This is a genomic window from Priestia sp. J2 (genome assembly GCF_020790095.1).
Lineage (GTDB): Bacteria > Bacillota > Bacilli > Bacillales > Bacillaceae_H > Priestia > Priestia zanthoxyli.
In genome coordinates this window covers 4327035-4342418 of record NZ_CP086208.1, presented here as the reverse complement: position 1 = coordinate 4342418, position 15384 = coordinate 4327035, and the positions used below count along the sequence as shown (strand labels likewise).

The following is a 15384-nucleotide window of genomic DNA, read 5'->3' as shown; positions in this document are numbered from 1 at the left end:
ACCCCCGTGGTATAATAAAAAAGGACAAGTTAAAAGACATGTAGAAGCGCAAAAGGAGAGCGGATAAATGGATAAGACCGGACTGATTGATGAGGCGAAAAAAGCTCGTGAAATGGCTTATGTACCGTATTCAAAATTTAAAGTTGGTGCAGCTTTATTGACGAAAGATGGAAAGGTTTATCGCGGCTGCAATATTGAAAATGCAGCTTATAGCATGTGCAATTGTGCTGAGCGTACGGCTTTATTTAAAGCCTATTCAGAAGGAGATAAAGAGTATAAAGCACTTGTTGTAGTAGCTGATACTGATCGTCCTGTTTCTCCGTGTGGAGCATGCAGACAAGTAATCTCTGAGCTTTGTCCAAAAGAAATGAAAGTTATATTAACCAATTTAAAAAATGACATACAAGAACTAACTGTGGAAGAATTACTTCCAGGAGCATTTTCATCGGAGGATTTACATGAGTAATAATGAATTTAAGTCAGGTTTTGTTTCAATTATTGGAAGACCAAACGTAGGGAAATCAACTTTTTTGAACCGAGTGATTGGTCAAAAGATTGCGATTATGAGTGACAAACCGCAAACAACTAGAAATAAAATTCAGGGTGTGTACACGGAAGATCAGGCGCAAATTGTGTTTATAGATACACCAGGAATTCACAAACCAAAGCATAAATTAGGCGACTTTATGATGAAGGTAGCACAAAATACGCTTAAAGAAGTAGATTTAATTTTATTTATGATTAACGCAACAGAAGGCTTAGGTCGAGGCGATGAATTTATTATCGAGCGTTTAAAAGATACAAAAACGCCTGTTTTCCTTGTGATTAATAAAATTGATGAAATTCATCCAGACGAATTGTTTTCAATTATCACGAATTATAAAGACTTATATCCTTTTGCTGAAATTGTGCCAATTTCAGCTTTACAAGGAAATAACGTGGAGCGTTTGCTTGATCAAATCAAGCAGCGATTGCCGGAAGGTCCGCAATATTACCCGGCAGATCAGGTAACAGATCACCCAGAGCGCTTTATTATTACGGAATTAATTCGTGAAAAAGTGCTGCATGCAACGAGGGAAGAAATACCTCATTCTATTGCCGTTGTGATGGATTCTATGCAAAGACGAGATAATGGCGCTGTTTACGTCGGGGCTACAATTATCGTCGAAAGAGATTCACAAAAAGGCATCGTAATTGGAAAGCAAGGAAAGATGTTAAAAGAGGTAGGAAGAAAAGCAAGAGCAGACATTGAAGCCCTTTTAGGTTCAAAAGTATTTTTAGAACTATGGGTAAAAGTACAAAAAGATTGGCGAAACCGAGCGTCGCATCTCCGTGACTTTGGATTTAGAGAAGACGAATATTAATCATTTGAGTTCTTGTTTGCGTCGATTTATATCCCTTCATAAAAGAAGGTGATTTGTAAAAAATTGTGTTACATGATTTTACGTCGGAAGGCTATTCTAAACATAAGGAATTGAAATATGTATCTGATCTTTATGGTTAGAAAGGTGGGAGTTCTATGTTGAATTTTACTTGGAACATTTTTTCACAAACAGGTAGCATTGATACTTATCTCATTTTTAAGGAACTTGAAAATGAAGTGAAAGAAAGACCCGAAACATATGAGGACAACAGCGAAAGTCTCAATTCTCCCTTGTCTTAGCCTTCTGTAAGATGGCGGTGATGATGATTGTTTAAAAAGTGTGAAGGAATTGTCATTCGAACGAATGATTACGGTGAATCAAATAAAATTGTCACCATTTATTCACGTGAACTCGGAAAAGTGGGTCTCATGGCAAGAGGGGCAAAAAAGCCCAGTAGTCGCTTAGCTTCCGTCACACAATTATTTACGTATGGATACTTTTTTATACAAGCAGGTTCAGGAATGGGTACTCTCCATCAAGGAGAAGTTATCTCATCTATGAGAAGCATACGCGAAGATATCTTCACAACAGCGTATGCTTCTTATATTCTTGAATTAACAGATAAAGCTACTGAGAACAATAAACCAAATCCATTTCTATTTGAACTGCTGCATCAAACCATTCATTATATGAACGAAGAGTATGATGCAGAAATCTTAACATTTATTTATGAAATGAAAATGTTAAACGTTCTAGGTCTTCATCCTACATTAAATGAATGTGCAGTCTGCCATCAAGGTGAAGGAACCTTTCATTTTTCCATTCGAGAAGGCGGGTTTATTTGTCATCGATGCTTAGAAAAAGATCCTTATCATTTGAAAATTAGTCCGATGACGGTTAAACTATTAAGGCTATTTTATTACATTGATTTAAAGCGGTTAGGTTCTATTTCTGTTAAACCCGAAACAAAAAAACAATTAAAGTTTGTAATTGATCAATATTATGAAGAATATTCAGGATTGTTTTTAAAAACAAAGCGGTTTTTGAATCAGATGGAGTCTTTAAAACAATCGCTCTCTGATGAGAAATAGAAAAGATAATCAGTGATATGCAAGGAATTGCTGTCGCTAGGGTGCCTCGTAGTGTGTAGAGGACACCCTTTTTACTGTGGAGCGAAGGGGTAGTTTCGCTTATTGTAAGCGTAATGTCTGCTTTTTTTGAGAAGCCATGGTAAAATAAACGGCATTCTAAAAAGATAAAATGCTAAAATTAATAAGTTATAGCTTTTACTTTTGCTTAAAAAGTATATAATGTTTTATAAATAGTATGTCACATTTAATGATTAGGTGGTGAGTACAATCGAACTGAACAAACGACAAGAACAAATTTTACAAATTGTCAAAGACGAAGGCCCTATTACAGGCGAGCATATTGCAGATCAGCTTAGCCTTACGCGGGCCACGCTAAGACCGGACCTTGCTATTTTAACAATGGCTGGTTATCTAGAAGCGCGACCGCGCGTAGGTTACTTTTACACAGGTAAAACAGGAGCACAGCTTCTTACAGATAAAATAAAAAAAATACAGGTGCAAGAGTATCAGTCTATCCCTGTAGTCGTGAACGAAAATGTGTCGGTATATGATGCTATTTGTACAATGTTTCTAGAAGACGTGGGGACCCTTTTTGTAGTGGATGAGAAATCACAGCTAGTGGGAGTACTGTCGCGTAAAGATTTATTGCGCGCGAGTATCGGAAAGCAAGAGCTCACATCTATTCCTGTTCATATTATCATGACGAGAATGCCCAACATTACATATTGCTATCGCGAAGATTTGTTAATTGATATTGCTAAGATCTTAATTGAAAAACAGATTGATGCTATGCCCGTTATTAAAGAGGGAGACGGCAATTTTGAAGTGGTGGGACGCATTACCAAAACAAATATTACAAAATTACTAGTAGCATTAGCAAATGATGAAGTATTATAAGTGAAAAAGGATTAAAAAGGGGATGCACAAAATATGAACAACCCATGTCTTTATGTCATTTCGGATTCTGTAGGTGAGACAGCTGAACTAGTTGTAAAGGCTGCCTCTAGTCAGTTCAATATGACAGACTTTGTAATTAAAAGAGTACCTTATGTAGAGGACATCGCAACACTTTCAGAAGTGGTTTCAGTAGCAAAGTTGAACAACGCTATTATTGGCTTTACGTTAGTAAAGCCCGAAATGAGAGAATTTTTAATTCAAGAAGCGTCCAAGAACGGGGTAGAGGTATTTGATATTATTGGACCTTTAATTGATAAAATTCAATCTTCTTATCAACTTTCTCCTCGCTATGAGCCTGGTATGGCTAGAAAATTAGACGAAGATTATTTTAAGAAAGTAGAAGCGATTGAATTTGCAGTGAAATATGATGATGGGCGTGATCCGAGAGGAATTCTTAGAGCGGATATCGTATTAATCGGTGTATCAAGAACGTCTAAAACGCCTCTTTCTCAATTTTTAGCACACAAGCGTTTGAAAGTAGCCAATGTTCCGATTGTACCTGAAGTAGATCCACCAGAAGAGCTGTTTCACGTATCACCTGAGAAGTGTATAGGGCTTACTATTAGTCCCGAAAAATTAAACGATATTCGTAAAGAGCGTTTAAAGTCTCTTGGTCTAAACGATAAAGCAATTTATGCTAATATTGGTCGTATTAAAGAAGAACTTGAATTTTTTCAAGGGATTGTAGATAAGATTGGCTGTGAAGTGGTTGACGTATCCAACAGGGCCGTAGAAGAAACAGCCGGTATCATTCTCAATACCATCAAAAAGAAATAAACGATGGATCTCCTCCGTGCGTAATATAAAGGAGATTGCTTTCTTATGTTTGTATGCTGTAAGCCTAAGAAAATATACCAAAGATGAATATGACAGAACTTTTAAAAACAAGTGACTTTGGTATAGAAAATATAGGTTGTTTATATTATAATAAAAAATTGTGATAAAAAAGAATAGTTTTAGGTTTAGACTTTGTTAAGAACGAATAAACTATTTATATAAAAGTCAAGTCAAAATCGAAAAAAGTATTCGACAAATGCCATCTACAGGAAATAACAATTTGTTAGAAGGAATCTCTGGAGGGATGTAGAATACAGAGTTATAGCAAAAGAAAAAGTAAAGTTTTTGTCGATGCTGATGCATGCCCTGTCAAAGCAGAAATCGTTGAACTTACACATACATATGACATCGAGCTTGTGTTTGTTGCTTCCTATGCTCACATGCAAACAAATCCTACACCAGGAAAATGGGTCTATGTGGATGCAGAAAAGGAAGCCGCAGATTTATATATTTTAAATCACGCAGCCAAGCAGGATATTGTCGTAACTCAAGATACTGGCTTGGCAAGCATGTTAGTAAGTCGAGGGGTTTATGCACTGTCTCCTCGTGGAAAGTACTATAATGACGACGAAATGAATACGGTGCTTTTCTTTCGCTATGTTTCTGCAAAAGAGCGACGATCAGGGCGTCATACTAAAGGCCCGAAGGCATTTAGTGAAGAAGATCGCCAGCATTTCATTCAAGCTTTTGAAAAAATGTTGTCGAAACTTGCAGGAATTTAGCACTTAGTGAAGAATATTATATGAAATACGGAGCTGTTACTATGGCAAATCGAATTCCTGATGAAGTAATCGACCGTATTCGGCATTCAGTAGATATTGTCGACGTCATAAGCGATTATGTACAACTAAAAAAACAAGGGCGCAATTATTTTGGACTCTGTCCGTTTCATGGGGAAAGCACACCATCTTTTTCAGTATCGCCTGATAAACAAATTTATCATTGCTTTGGATGCGGTGCAGGAGGGAATTCATTTTCATTCATAATGGAATTAGAAGGACTGTCCTTCACGGAAGCAGCTCAGCAGCTCGCTGAAAAAGGAGATATTCCTTTCGAACATGAGATACATCCTCATGAAGAAGATAATCAAAAGCCTAGCAATAAAATGATTGAAGCACACGAGCTTTTAAAGAAATTTTACCATCATTTATTGGTAAATACAAAAGAAGGCCAAGATGCTTATGATTATTTAATAAATCGAGGGTTTTCACGAGAAATTATCGATGAATTTGAGATAGGTTTTGCTTTAGATTCGTGGGAATTTGTAAGTAAGTTCTTAACAAAACGTGGGTTTAATCCGCAAGAGATGGAACATGCAGGTTTAATCATTAAACGCAACCAAGATGAAACGTACTTTGATCGTTTTCGCGATCGAATTATGTTTCCTATTGCTGACTTGCAAGGCAAAACAATTGCATTTTCAGGGCGCCTGCTAAAAGAGATAAAAGGGCAGCCTAAATATTTAAACAGTCCCGAAACTTCTATTTTTAACAAAAGTCGCACACTCTACAACTTTCACCGCGCTAAAAAACATATACGCAAAAATCAGCAGGTTATTTTATTTGAAGGATTTGCAGATGTTATTTCAGCTGTTAAAGCGGGGTGCCCAAACGCAATTGCAACAATGGGAACTGCCTTAACAGAAGAACAAGCCAAAATTATTCGCCGAAATGTAGAGTCCGTTATCATTTGCTATGATGCAGATTCTGCTGGAATTGAAGCAGCGCACAAAGCAACTGCTATCTTAACAAATGTGGGTTGTACCGTTAAGATTGCTGTGATGCCGGATGGTTATGACCCGGATGATTATATTAAAGAATACGGGGCAGAGAAGTTTCAAAATGATGTTATTAATAGCAGCTTGACCTTTATGGCATTTCAAATGAGGTATCTCCGCCGAAAGCGAAATCTACAAAATGAATCTGAACGTATGCAATACATTGAAGACGTTTTGAAAGAAATAAGCCTCCTTACAAAAGCTGTAGAGCGAGATCATTATTTACGCCAATTGGCACAAGAGTTTTCCATTTCATTAGATGCGCTTAAAGAACAGCAGTATCAAGTGTATCGAACGGAAAAAAAGAAAAAGGATAATGATTCTCCAAATCGAAATAATATAAATAGACAACCAGTCGTAAAGAGAAGCTTATTACCGGCTTATCAAAATGCAGAACGTTTTTTGATTGCTCATATGTTGAAAGATAAGGATGTAGCATTTAGAATTCAAGACCGACTTCAAGGTCAGTTCAATGTCGAAGAACATCGTGCGCTTGTTCTATATTTGTATGCCTATTACGAGGAAGGACACGAGCCTAATCCGAGCGGATTTATTGAGCGGTTGCCCGAATCTTCGTTGTCTAGTCTAGCTTCAGAATTGGCGATGATGTCAATCAATGATGAATTGTCGGAGCAAGCTTTGAATGATTATATCCAAACGATATTGATTTATCCACAAAGGGTAGCGATAGAAAAAAAAGAAGCAGAAAAGCAAGAAGCAGAGCGTCAAAAAGATTATTTAAAAGCTGCGACAATAGCAATGGAAATTTTACAGTTGAAAAAAACGTTAAAATAAACGATGTTGCGTATTAGTCCCACTTTTAGAAGGTTTTCCTTAAAATTTTGGAAGGAGGGGATCTGATGGCTGAAAAATCAGCTCAATCAAAACAACTTGATTCAGATTTAACAATTGAACAAGTAAAAGATCAATTGACCGAAATCGGAAAAAAACGTGGTGTGCTAACATACGAAGAAATTGCAGAGCGTATGGCGAACTTCGAAATTGAATCCGATCAAATGGATGAATATTATGAATACCTTGGAGAACAAGGTGTTGAAGTAATGAGTGAATCTGAAGCAAATGATGACGATGCCGATCCCGATATTCAAGAACTGTCAAAAGAAGAAGAGTTTGATTTAAATGATTTAAGTGTACCTCCTGGTGTGAAAATTAATGATCCAGTTCGTATGTACTTAAAAGAAATCGGACGCGTTGACTTATTGTCGGCAGAGGAAGAAATCAATTTAGCAAAACGTATTGAAGAAGGCGATGAAGAAGCGAAACGTCGTCTTGCTGAAGCAAACTTACGTCTTGTTGTAAGTATAGCTAAACGCTATGTTGGACGCGGTATGCTGTTTCTTGATTTAATTCAAGAAGGAAACATGGGTCTTATTAAAGCGGTAGAAAAATTTGATTATCGCAAAGGTTATAAATTCAGTACGTATGCGACATGGTGGATTCGTCAAGCTATTACTCGTGCGATTGCTGACCAAGCAAGAACGATTCGTATCCCTGTTCATATGGTTGAAACGATTAACAAACTAATTCGTGTTCAACGTCAGCTTCTACAAGATTTAGGTCGCGAACCATCTCCTGAAGAAATTGCAGAAGATATGGACTTAACACCAGAAAAAGTTCGTGAAATCTTAAAAATTGCCCAAGAGCCGGTTTCTCTTGAAACGCCAATTGGTGAGGAAGATGATTCTCATTTAGGTGACTTCATTGAAGACCAGGATGCAACATCACCTTCTGAACATGCTGCATATGAATTATTAAAAGAGCAGTTAGAAGACGTCCTTGATACGTTAACAGATCGCGAAGAAAATGTTCTTAGACTCCGCTTTGGTCTGGACGATGGGCGTACGCGTACGCTTGAAGAAGTAGGAAAAGTATTTGGCGTAACGCGTGAGCGTATTCGTCAAATTGAAGCTAAAGCGCTTCGCAAGCTTCGTCACCCTAGCCGAAGCAAACGTTTAAAAGATTTCTTAGAATAGATAAAAGCGTAAATAGCGCTTATGAGATAGCTTCTTTCCCTGCGGAAAGAGGCTATCTGTTTTTTATGGAATAAATTTCATGAAAACGCATTTTAAAGAAGTATATTGATTTTTTTACCAACTTTTCTTCTTTCATATATTTTACTGAATTGTCCTTCGTTTTGCAAATGCTCCTTTATATTCTTTTGTTATAGAAGCGTAAGATGTTCAAATTTCATTTAAACATCCGAAAAAAAATGGAATCGCTCTCATTTTATTCTTGCATTGATGAATACTCCTCTATTATAACATGAAAAAATTAAAACGTTTTAAAAGTTGAGAAAATTTACAAAAATGAATTATAATTAGATAATGTAAGCGTATACATTTTTAGGGGGAATAAAAATGAATTATGAATTAACCAATGAACAAAAGATGATTCAACGGACGCTGAGAGAATTTTCAGAAGCTGAGGTAGCACCAAATGCACTAGAGCGCGATCGAAGTAAGCAATTTCCGCTTGATGTTTTTAAAAAGTTAAGTGAGCTTGGTGTAATGGGCCTTCCTTTTCCTGAAGAGTATGGTGGCGGAGGCGCAGATACGGTTAGTTTTGCTATTGTCGTAGAGGAGTTAAGTAAAGCTTGTGGCTCTACAGGAATTACATACTCAGCTCATGTTTCGCTCGGGGGGGCACCTATTTATTTATTCGGAACAAAGGAGCAAAAAGAACAGTACCTACCTGCTTTATGCTCCGGGGAATCTTTTGGAGCGTTTGGTTTAACCGAACCGAACGCAGGAAGTGACGCGGGGGGAACGGAGACCGAAGCAGTGTTGAAGGATGGAACATTTAGGATTAATGGAAGTAAATGCTATATTACGAATGCCAGCTATGCAAAGTTTTTAGCTTTAACAGCTGTTACAAACCGTACAGAAGGTAAAAAAGAAATTTCAGCTATTATCGTGCCTACAGAAGCTCGAGGTTTTACTGTAATAGACAATTACGAGAAAATGGGTCTACATGCTTCAAATACAACTGAACTCGTTTTAGAGGATGTTGAAGTGCCTGAAGAGAATTTACTCGGTGTAAGAGGAGAAGGATTCAAACAATTTCTAATGACGCTTGACGGGGGAAGAATTGGAATTGGGGCAATGGCCGTTGGAATCGCTCAAGCGGCTTATGAAAAAGCACTGTCATATGCGCAGGAAAGAAAGCAGTTTGGGAAAGCTATTTCATCGTTTCAAGCGATTCAGTTTAAATTAGCTGATATGGCCATGAAAATTGAGTTAGCAAGAAATATGGTGTATAAAGCAGCGTGGTTAAAAGACCAAGGAAAGCCATTTACGAAAGAAGCAGCTATGTGTAAACTGTATGCTTCTGAAATTTGTATGGAAGTAGCCAGTCAAGCTGTGCAGATTCATGGAGGATACGGCTACATGAAAGAGTATCACGTGGAGCGGTATTTACGGGATGCCAAGCTTTTAGAAATTGGAGAAGGAACTTCGGAAATTCAGCGCTCTGTTATTGCAAGGCAAATTGGCTGTTAAGATAAGTAATAAGAAATTAGTTAATTATGTAAATAAAACCCTTTCACTTATGAGCATTTTCAAGTAAAATAAAAGTGCTTATACTATTTTGTTATTTCTAGGGATGGGAATACATAAAGGGGGTATAGTGAGTGAAGCGAAATCCGCTAATACCATTTTTATTAATTGCGGTAATCGGGATTGCTTTAATGTTAACGCTTTCGTTCAACGGATTGAACAATGCAAAAGAAATCGCGGCTGAAAAAGAAGGCGGTGGCGCGGAACAGCAGGCTTCAGCTAAACCAGAAGAAATTTATCAAAAAACTTGTATTGGTTGTCACGGTGATCAGTATCAAGGTGGAGTAGGTCCTTCGTTAAAAGGAATTGGGAAAAAAGTTTCTCAAGACGAAATTGCAAATATTGTTGTAAACGGTAAAGGAAACATGCCGGCCGGGCTGGTTCCACCGGAAAAAGCGAAGGAAATGGCTAAATGGGTATCCGAAATTAAATAGAGTTCAGAAACATGATTTTCTGGAAAGCCGCTCATTTATAAAGCAGGCTTTTTTTTTATGATTTTTTTATACGCATTCAGCTAGAAGGAAAACATGAAGAGAAATAGGAATCATGCAACTATCTATGTTAAAATAATGAACAGTAATCACATAGAGAATAGGTGACAAAATGAATGAATTAAACTTATCAACAAGACTTGAAGAAGTAGTAAAGTCGATTCCTTTGGGAGCAAAGATAGCAGACATTGGCTCAGATCATGCGTATTTGCCATGTTTTGCTTATTTAAATGGATATATTAGCGGCGCTGTAGCAGGTGAAATTACAGAAGGTCCCCTGCAATCGGCTATTCAGCAGGTGAAAAAAACAAGCTTAACGGATGTTATTGATGTTCGAAAAGGAAACGGCCTAGAAGTAATATCACCGAATGAAGTAGACTGTATTACAATCTGCGGAATGGGCGGAACGCTTATTACGATGATTTTAGAAGAAGGAAAGGCAAAATTAGAAGGAGTAAAAAGACTTGTGCTTCAGCCGAATATTGGTTCACATCATATTCGCAGCTGGCTGATTCAACACAACTGGGAAATCATTGATGAAAAAATCATCGAAGAAGACGGTCGTATGTATGAAGTCATCGTCGCTGAACCTGGAAACCCTTTAGCTCCGTATAACGGGGAAGTGGAAGCCGGTGTGTTAATGGGCCCTATTTTAAAAGAAAAGCGCTCTTCTGCTTTTATGACAAAGTGGACGCATGAACTAAATCATCTTAAACAAATTGTCAGTCAAATGGAACAGGCTCAGTCAGAGGAAAGCAAAGCAAAACTTCAAAAACTTACCCAAGACATCTCATTAATTGAGGAGGCGTTAAAATGAGTAAAATCCCTAACGGATTTCAAGTAATTGAGGCATTTGAATCATTTTCTCCCAAGCATTTAGCGGTTGAAGGAGATAAAATTGGTTTACAGATTGGAACGTTAAACAAGCCTGTAAAAAAAGTAATGGTAACGTTAGATGTTCTTGAAACGGTCGTAGACGAAGCAATTGAAAAACAAGTGGATTTAATTATTGCTCACCATCCTCCTATTTTTAGACCACTAAAACAAGTGGTTACAGATCGTCCTGAAGGGCGTATTTTAGAGAAATGCATTAAGCATGATATTGCCGTATATGCTGCTCATACAAACTTAGATATAGCTAAAGGCGGAGTAAATGACTTGTTAGCCGAAGCGTTGGGGCTACAAGAGACAAAAGTGCTGGTTCCAACAACGTCGATTCAATTGAAAAAGCTAGCTGTATTTGTTCCTTTAAATGACGCTGAAGCAGTGCGCACAGCTATTTGTGATGCGGGAGCTGGACATGTTGGCCTTTACAGCGACTGTACGTTTTCAACAGAAGGCGAAGGCACATTTAAACCTTCTTCAGAAGCCAATCCATACATTGGCTCAAAAGGAGAGCTAGAACGTGTCAATGAAACAAAAGTTGAAACTATTTTTGAAGCGGGTCAACAAAATAAAATTATTCGTGCCATGCTCAGTGCTCATCCTTACGAAGAAGTAGCCTATGACATTTATCCAGTGGAACAAACGGGCGAAACGCTTGGACTTGGACGAGTTGGTAAGTTAAAAGAAGAGATGACGTTAAAACAGTTTGCCGATCACGTTAAACAAGCATTGGATGTAGATGGTGTCAGAGTAGTAGGGTCTATGGATGCCACTGTGAAAAAAGTAGCTGTTCTTGGCGGAGACGGAAACAAATATATTACAAACGCAAAATTTAGCGGAGCAGATGCCTATGTAACAGGTGATTTGTATTTCCACGTTGCGCATGATGCAATGGCAATGGGATTAAACGTTGTAGATCCTGGTCATCATGTTGAAAAAGTCATGAGACAAGGTGTAACACGCGTATTAAACAGTCTTTTTGAAGCGAAAAACTTTGAGTGTGAAGTATTTGATTCAAAAGTAGACACAAACCCATTTACGTTTAGGTAACAAAGAAGGTGTTGACGAATGTCAACACCTTCTTTTGCGTCTATTAAGACGATTTTTTTGTTCGAACTTTTGGTAAAATTTTCGAAAGAGGCACACTTTTTTCACGTGTCCATGTTGTTTCATCTTCCGGATCGAACTGATCTAGAAAATTGATGACCTCTTTTGTGATTGGAGTAGGGGTAGATGCGCCTGCCGTAACAGCTACGGTTTTCGCGTTCATCAACCATTCGATCTGAAGCTCTGAGATGTCACCGATGCGATATGCCTCAGTGCCGGCAATCTCCATTGATACTTGAGCTAAACGGTTTGAATTGTTACTTTTAGGATCTCCTACTACGATTGTAACATCTGCTTCACCTGCTTGCTCAGCTACAGCTTCTTGGCGAACTTGTGTAGCTAAACAAATTTCCTTGTGAACTTCAGCGTGCGGATATTTTTCTTTTACTTTTTCCATTACATCTGCAACGTCCCACTGACTCATTGTTGTCTGATTGGTTACAATGACTTTTTCACGTTGAATATTTAAATGGGCTACGTCTTCTGCTTTCTCAATTAAATGAACGATATCTGGTGCGATGCCAAGTGCACCTTCTGGCTCAGGATGATTTCTTTTTCCGATATAAATAACGTCATAACCTTCTTTTTCTTTTTGGCGAATAAGGTCGTGGGTTTTTGTAACATCCGGACATGTAGCATCGATTGTTGTTAAACCTTTTTCTTTTGCTCGTTCTTTTACTTCTGGAGATACTCCGTGCGCCGTAAAAATAACGGTTCCTTCATTTATTTGGTCTAAGATTTCTAGGCGATTAGCACCGTCCAGTGTGATAATGCCGTCCTCTTCAAACGCATCTGTAACGTGTTTATTATGAACAATCATTCCTAAGATATAGATTGGTCGAGGCAATGATTTATCTAAAGCGGCGTTTCGTGCAATGACCATTGCGTCTACTACACCATAACAATAGCCGCGCGGTGCGATTTTAATAACTTTCATTTCAATTTCCTCCTCATCATAATCCTGACGAGCAATTCAACTCGCTTCTATTATATAAAAGAGGAAGGAAGAATACAAAGATATTCTTTTTTTACTTACTGTCTTTGCTTACGGAACTAGCAGATTTATCAAATATAAAGTTTTGGTTTAGACACTCGATCTCTAGAGGAAAGTTCAATTTCTTCTTCGAAGAAATCCAGCTCATCATCAGATGAATCCGTGCTTTCTGCGCCTGTTGACAAAACCTTACTGTCTTTGCTTTCATCAGTTTCAGCAACCTCTGTTCCTTCTGCTTCGAGTACTTCATCTGTATCATCACTTGAGCGCAGGGCCTGATAGATTTTCCATAGAGAAGGAGCATTTTTGACAAGAGGTCCGTATTGTTGAATCATAGGTCCCATCGTTTCCGCAGCTTTTAATACTCGTTGAACATTTCCCATCATGGAGCTTAAGTTAGCAGGGTTCGTTAAACCTTGCAAACCTCCAAGCAGGGAAGAAGAGTTGGTCGCTCCTGCAGCACCTTGGGCTCCTGAAAGGCCTGAAAACAAAGAACCTTGAGGAGCAGCAGCTGCTGCTTGTTGAAAGGGGATGTTTCTATTCCCGCCTCTTCGGAATAGGCGAGTTAAGAAGTTACCTCCTCCACGGTTCAGGCCTTGCTGATTCGGGTAAAATGATTGTTGAGCATTTGTTTGCTGGGCAAAGTTACGAAACTGCTGTAATGGATTAAATTGGCCAAAGTTACCAGGTTGTTGCCCAAAACCGTTTTGCGGTGGCATTCCTGGCATCATTCTTCTTTGCATACCGGGTGGAAATGGTGGTCTTCGCTGTAGCAAAGGACGCACCTCCTTTAGTAAAGTAGATTTTCTTTTACTATCGTATGCAACTCGCGATAAAATGTTTTTGAAACAGGTAATAAGTTTTAGTAATATGAATGAGAAGTAGTCACAGAAGGAAAAATCGATTATAATCATATATTGTGCCTTAAAAGATGAACGTGAATGTAAAAAAGGAGACTATTATGGAAAAAACAAACTTTGAACGTTTTGAGTTTCAACCATTTTTAATAGAAGCAATTAAACAATTAGGTTTTTATCAGCCTACAGAGATTCAAGAGCGCTTAATTCCTTCCGTTTTAAAAGGGGAAAGTGTAATTGGTCAGTCACAAACAGGGACGGGCAAAACACACGCTTATTTATTGCCTTTACTTGAAAAGGTAGATCATAAAAAAGAAGAAGTACAAGTTGTAATTACCGCTCCAACTCGTGAGCTTGCTTCTCAAATTTATCAAGAAGTCTTAAAGCTAACAAAACACAGTGCTGAAGGAGAAGAAATTTCAGCAAAATGTTTTATCGGCGGTACAGATAAGCAGCGTACAATCGACAAATTAAAGAAACAGCCTCAAGTGGTTGTAGGAACACCGGCTCGTTTGTTTGATTTAGTAAATGAAAAAGCGTTAGTTGTGTATACAACTAAGGCGTTAGTAGTAGACGAAGCTGATTTAATGCTTGATATGGGATTTTTAGAAGATGTGGACCGTTTGGCAAGCAACATGCCTGAAAAATTACAGATGCTTGTTTTTTCAGCAACGATTCCTGAAAAATTAAAGCCATTCTTAAAAAAATACATGGAAAATCCAAAATTTACGCATGTTTCGCCGAAGCAAGCAGCAGCGGCTAAATTAGAGCATGTATTAGTTCCACTACGTCATCGTAACAAGTTTAAGCTGCTGCACGATATGCTTATTTCGTATAATCCTTATTTAGCTATCGTCTTTACAAATACAAAGAAAATGGCGGACGAAGTAGCAGATGACCTACTGTCTAAAGGCTTAAAAGTAGGAAGAATTCACGGAGACTTATCTCCTCGTGACCGTAAGAAAATGATGAAGCAAATTAATAATTTAGAATTTCAATACGTAGTAGCGACAGATTTAGCAGCTCGCGGTATTGATATTGAAGGGATTTCACACGTTATTAACTTTGAGCTTCCTTCAGATCTAGATTTCTACATTCACCGCGTAGGCCGTACAGCTCGTGCTGGTCATTCTGGAATTGCTGCTACAATCTTCGATGTGGAAGATGAAGATGCAGTAAATAAGCTAGAGAAAATGGGAATCGAGTTTGTAAACAAAGATCTTCAAAAGCAAGAATGGGTTTCTATTGATGACCGTAACCGCCGTAAAAAGCGTGTGAAGAAAGCGGATGAAGTGGGAGAAGAGGCACATCGCTTTATTCAAAAGCCTAAGAAAGTAAAGCCTGGCTATAAGAAAAAACGTGCTCGTGAAATTACAAAGTACGTGCAAAAGAAAAAGCGTAGTGAAAGACGCAACAATCGTTAATCGCAATAGGTTAGAGGTGTAAAAA

The 15384-nt window shown here is 38.1% G+C and carries 16 protein-coding genes; 14 read left to right on the top strand and 2 right to left on the bottom strand.

Annotated features, from left to right (window positions below; translation table 11 throughout):
- Positions 1-67 precede the first annotated feature (67 nt).
- The 13 genes from LJY09_RS22500 (at position 68) to LJY09_RS22440 (ending at position 12027) form a co-directional block, all read left to right on the top strand.
- On the top strand, positions 68-466 hold the full coding sequence (locus LJY09_RS22500; RefSeq protein ID WP_028411644.1) for a cytidine deaminase: 399 nt from the start codon (positions 68-70) through the stop codon (positions 464-466).
- On the top strand, positions 459-1364 hold the full coding sequence (gene era, locus LJY09_RS22495; protein WP_013059225.1) for a GTPase Era: 906 nt from the start codon (positions 459-461) through the stop codon (positions 1362-1364). Before LJY09_RS22500 ends, era begins: the two co-directional genes overlap by 8 nt.
- A gap of 155 nt (positions 1365-1519) precedes the next feature.
- Positions 1520-1663 carry a YqzL family protein gene (locus LJY09_RS22490; RefSeq protein ID WP_014458193.1) on the top strand — a complete coding sequence of 48 codons (144 nt, stop codon included), beginning with the start codon at positions 1520-1522 and terminating at the stop codon, positions 1661-1663.
- A 27-nt stretch (positions 1664-1690) separates the two neighbouring features.
- On the top strand, positions 1691-2455 hold the full coding sequence (recO, locus tag LJY09_RS22485) for a DNA repair protein RecO (protein ID WP_013059224.1): 765 nt from the start codon (positions 1691-1693) through the stop codon (positions 2453-2455).
- 258 nt (positions 2456-2713) lie between these two features.
- On the top strand, positions 2714-3352 hold the full coding sequence (locus LJY09_RS22480; RefSeq protein ID WP_025750542.1) for a transcriptional regulator CcpN: 639 nt from the start codon (positions 2714-2716) through the stop codon (positions 3350-3352).
- Positions 3353-3385: 33 nt separating this feature from the next.
- The gene (locus LJY09_RS22475; RefSeq protein WP_014458195.1) at positions 3386-4189 is read left to right on the top strand and encodes a pyruvate, water dikinase regulatory protein; all 804 of its coding nucleotides are present in this window, start codon (positions 3386-3388) and stop codon (positions 4187-4189) included.
- A 311-nt stretch (positions 4190-4500) separates the two neighbouring features.
- Entirely contained in the window at positions 4501-4971 is a 471-nt protein-coding gene (locus LJY09_RS22470) for a YaiI/YqxD family protein (RefSeq protein WP_028411643.1), read from the top strand.
- Between the two features lie 41 nt (positions 4972-5012).
- Entirely contained in the window at positions 5013-6821 is a 1809-nt protein-coding gene (dnaG, locus tag LJY09_RS22465; RefSeq protein ID WP_016765586.1) for a DNA primase, read from the top strand.
- 65 nt (positions 6822-6886) lie between these two features.
- Entirely contained in the window at positions 6887-8020 is a 1134-nt protein-coding gene (gene rpoD, locus LJY09_RS22460; protein ID WP_013059219.1) for an RNA polymerase sigma factor RpoD, read from the top strand.
- A gap of 384 nt (positions 8021-8404) precedes the next feature.
- Positions 8405-9544, top strand: coding sequence for an acyl-CoA dehydrogenase family protein (locus LJY09_RS22455; protein WP_028411642.1), 1140 nt, complete (start codon positions 8405-8407; stop codon positions 9542-9544).
- Positions 9545-9675: 131 nt separating this feature from the next.
- A complete protein-coding gene (cccA, locus tag LJY09_RS22450; RefSeq protein ID WP_028411641.1) occupies positions 9676-10035 on the top strand; it encodes a cytochrome c550 in 360 nt (119 codons plus the stop codon).
- A 169-nt stretch (positions 10036-10204) separates the two neighbouring features.
- Positions 10205-10909 (top strand): tRNA (adenine(22)-N(1))-methyltransferase, encoded by a 705-nt coding sequence (locus LJY09_RS22445; RefSeq protein ID WP_028411640.1) that lies wholly within the window; start codon positions 10205-10207, stop codon positions 10907-10909.
- A complete protein-coding gene (locus LJY09_RS22440) occupies positions 10906-12027 on the top strand; it encodes a Nif3-like dinuclear metal center hexameric protein (protein ID WP_028411639.1) in 1122 nt (373 codons plus the stop codon). The genes LJY09_RS22445 and LJY09_RS22440 overlap by 4 nt, the downstream gene beginning before the upstream one ends.
- Before the next feature lie 43 nt (positions 12028-12070).
- On the opposite strand, the gene LJY09_RS22435 is transcribed toward LJY09_RS22440, so the two are convergent.
- Positions 12071-13021, bottom strand: a complete 951-nt coding sequence (locus LJY09_RS22435; protein WP_028411638.1) for a 4-hydroxy-3-methylbut-2-enyl diphosphate reductase — start codon at positions 13019-13021, stop codon at positions 12071-12073.
- Positions 13022-13149: 128 nt separating this feature from the next.
- Complete coding sequence (locus LJY09_RS22430; protein ID WP_228307431.1) at positions 13150-13863, bottom strand: YqfQ family protein; 714 nt, start codon at positions 13861-13863, stop codon at positions 13150-13152.
- Positions 13864-14039: 176 nt separating this feature from the next.
- On the opposite strand from LJY09_RS22430, the gene LJY09_RS22425 reads away from it, so the two are divergent.
- On the top strand, positions 14040-15359 hold the full coding sequence (locus LJY09_RS22425; RefSeq protein WP_028411636.1) for a DEAD/DEAH box helicase: 1320 nt from the start codon (positions 14040-14042) through the stop codon (positions 15357-15359).
- Positions 15360-15384 lie beyond the last annotated feature (25 nt).

Excerpts from the sequence above, each read along its gene's own strand:
- LJY09_RS22500 (WP_028411644.1), top strand. The coding sequence starts at position 68 with ATGGATAAGACCGGACTGATTGATGAGGCGAAAAAAGCTCGTGAAATG.
- era (WP_013059225.1), top strand. The coding sequence starts at position 459 with ATGAGTAATAATGAATTTAAGTCAGGTTTTGTTTCAATTATTGGAAGA.
- LJY09_RS22490 (WP_014458193.1), top strand. The coding sequence starts at position 1,520 with ATGTTGAATTTTACTTGGAACATTTTTTCACAAACAGGTAGCATTGAT.
- LJY09_RS22475 (WP_014458195.1), top strand. The coding sequence starts at position 3,386 with ATGAACAACCCATGTCTTTATGTCATTTCGGATTCTGTAGGTGAGACA.
- dnaG (WP_016765586.1), top strand. The coding sequence starts at position 5,013 with ATGGCAAATCGAATTCCTGATGAAGTAATCGACCGTATTCGGCATTCA.
- rpoD (WP_013059219.1), top strand. The coding sequence starts at position 6,887 with ATGGCTGAAAAATCAGCTCAATCAAAACAACTTGATTCAGATTTAACA.
- LJY09_RS22455 (WP_028411642.1), top strand. The coding sequence starts at position 8,405 with ATGAATTATGAATTAACCAATGAACAAAAGATGATTCAACGGACGCTG.
- LJY09_RS22445 (WP_028411640.1), top strand. The coding sequence starts at position 10,205 with ATGAATGAATTAAACTTATCAACAAGACTTGAAGAAGTAGTAAAGTCG.
- LJY09_RS22440 (WP_028411639.1), top strand. The coding sequence starts at position 10,906 with ATGAGTAAAATCCCTAACGGATTTCAAGTAATTGAGGCATTTGAATCA.
- LJY09_RS22435 (WP_028411638.1), bottom strand. The coding sequence starts at position 13,021 with ATGAAAGTTATTAAAATCGCACCGCGCGGCTATTGTTATGGTGTAGTA.
- LJY09_RS22425 (WP_028411636.1), top strand. The coding sequence starts at position 14,040 with ATGGAAAAAACAAACTTTGAACGTTTTGAGTTTCAACCATTTTTAATA.